We start from the raw sequence: 2286 nt of genomic DNA, 5'->3' as shown, positions 1-2286 counted from the left end.
GTTAGAGTCGATGCCTCCGATTAAGGAGGGCACCTCTCCTGTCATACCATACGTGAAAGTTTCCCCTCATATGGCTCCTAGATATTCTCTCCCTTAGGAGTGCTCCAGTGAATTTGCTGGTGACAGCTATTGTGTACTGCTATTAGATTCTTTGATTTCCAGTTGTCGTGGTTTCCATCTATGTGATGAAGGTGTACATCCTCGTCTTCTAGGAATCTTAGTCCACAAAATCCACAGGAATGGTTTTGCCTTTTCAAAGCTGCTGAGGTAGTATCTGAGTAGAGGTTCGAGTTCCTTCTGCTCCAATAAACTAGGTCACCATCATAAGGTGACTTAGTCCCCTTAACGTTAACGTGTTCATTTTGGCTGTATCCTACTTTCGGGAATGCTTTCTTACATAGTTCAGTAGCTTTATAGCGACTTACCTTTTTTTCTTTGCGGAATTTCTGGTGAGCCGTATTTCTCATGAACCATAGAGAATCCCTGGAACTACTCATATAGCAGTTCTTATGGTAGTTTCTCCATCCACGTACGATCGGGGCTACTTTTTGTGCTTTTATTTCGGCACCATAGTTCGAGTTATTGACTACGTGCTTGATTTTTTCACGTATTTTTCGATGATTATCCTCTGAGGGAATGCATCGAAATTTTCCGTTTTTCTGGACACGGAAGTACCACCCCAGAAAATCAAACCCGTCTGTCGTCTTAGTTAGCTTGGTTTTTTCCTCGCTGACTTCCATTCCGCGTTTTGCTAAGAAAGCTTTGATTTTATTTAAAACTTTCTCAGCGTTATCTTTTGGCTTTAGAATTATTACCATGTCATCGGCATATCTAATGCTTCTGACTTTGGGGTCTAATTCTTCTATTCCGTTCAGTGCTATGTTTGCTAGTAGCGGGCTAACTACACCGCCTTGAGGAGTTCCTTGCTCAGGGAATTCGGGATGTGTTCCTGCTTTTAGGCATCTAAATATCCCGTATTTTAAGCCTGAAGGTGCAATTAATTCCTTCATTATGGTGGTGTGAGCTATTCGGTCGAAGCACTTCTTGATATCTAGTTCTAAGACTCTTTTTTGTATGCCGTTTTTAGTCGAACACAGGTTTAGGAATAGCATTTTCTGAGAATCTTGTGCGCTTCTTCCCGGCCTGAATCCATAACTATAGGCACTGAACGTTGCCTCATGGGCAGGTTCCAGAGCGTATTTGGCTAGACATTGCCATGCTCTATCAGCGATGGTAGGTATCTTCAACACCCTTACTTTCCCGTTCTTTTTAGGGATGGGGATTTCGCGGAGTCGGCTATGCTTCCAGTCCGAAGCAAAGTCGTTCAATGTTTCTACCAGTTCCCATCTCTGCCGGTAGTTGAGGCTTGACTTACCGTCAACTCCCGCCGTTTTTTTCCCTTTATTTAGCTGTGTCACTTGACGGACTGCCAAAAGTTGTGCTGCACGGGATTTCATAATCAGTTTTTGGAGTGACCGCGCCTTCTTTAGGTCGCCATCTCGAACTGCTTTAAACACTCGCTTTTGTAGGCGGAATAGATTTTGGCGGAGTTTCTTCCACTTTTGTCCTTTCCAAAGGTCGCTATATCTGTTTGACATGGGTCTACCTATGCTCTCCTAGAGTTCGTGTTTTCTGAATACCCGTAGCCAGTTTCCGGCTACATCCTACCCGACAGTGAGGATTAGGTTTGGCATAACTTACTAAGGATTCGACCTTTCCTTAGACTCATTTGTTGCTGTCGTTTTTACTCGTTCCGACTGTTAGATTGTTATGAGGTTTTAGGGCAGTCCGGAGATGAAACCTTAGAATAGTGGAGCCTTACTACAAAATTTTTAACCCTTTTACCCATAGCCGACTAACTATAAAGGCTCCACTATTCTTGCGGTAACTTCTAACCAATTTGCCTATCCTCTTCTCGGAGTTTACGGTTGTCATTCAAAATACACCGTGAGAATAAAAGGATGAAGTCTCGCTTTGGCTCGATCAGATTGCGGCTTAGCTTTTAGACACTTTTTAAGGACTTTCGTTAATCTACCCATGACATCTTCCCATTAGCGCCAGTGTCATACATCTGAAATATGTCTGATTGCGCCCTGTCGCCAGCGTCACTCTGACAGAATGCCGTCTGTCTCGGTGTGGCCAGATCGGGTGTCACTTCACTCCTGAAGGGGTCGGGTTTTCACCGCCATCCAAACAGTCAGTTAGGTTTGAAGGTTTTTTAGTCCTTCTTTCCCCCAGCTCATACCCCTTATGTAATAAGGCTCTTAGCTGGAACGAGCCGCACTT

Annotated in this window: 1 protein-coding gene; it reads right to left on the bottom strand. The window is 44.0% G+C overall.

Going from position 1 to position 2286, the window contains the following annotated elements; genetic code table 11:
• Positions 1-77: 77 nt before the first annotated feature.
• Positions 78-1598: a group II intron reverse transcriptase/maturase gene (locus F6K38_RS39765; protein ID WP_287360398.1), complete on the bottom strand. Its 1521-nt coding sequence runs from the start codon at positions 1596-1598 to the stop codon at positions 78-80.
• Positions 1599-2286: the final 688 nt, after the last annotated feature.

The organism is Moorena sp. SIO3B2, from assembly GCF_010692525.1.
Classification (GTDB): domain Bacteria; phylum Cyanobacteriota; class Cyanobacteriia; order Cyanobacteriales; family Coleofasciculaceae; genus Moorena; species Moorena producens.
The sequence above is the reverse complement of the archived record's forward strand: the minus strand, read 5'-3'. Positions and strand labels throughout refer to the sequence as shown.

Excerpts from the sequence above, each read along its gene's own strand:
- F6K38_RS39765 (WP_287360398.1), bottom strand. The coding sequence starts at position 1,598 with ATGTCAAACAGATATAGCGACCTTTGGAAAGGACAAAAGTGGAAGAAA.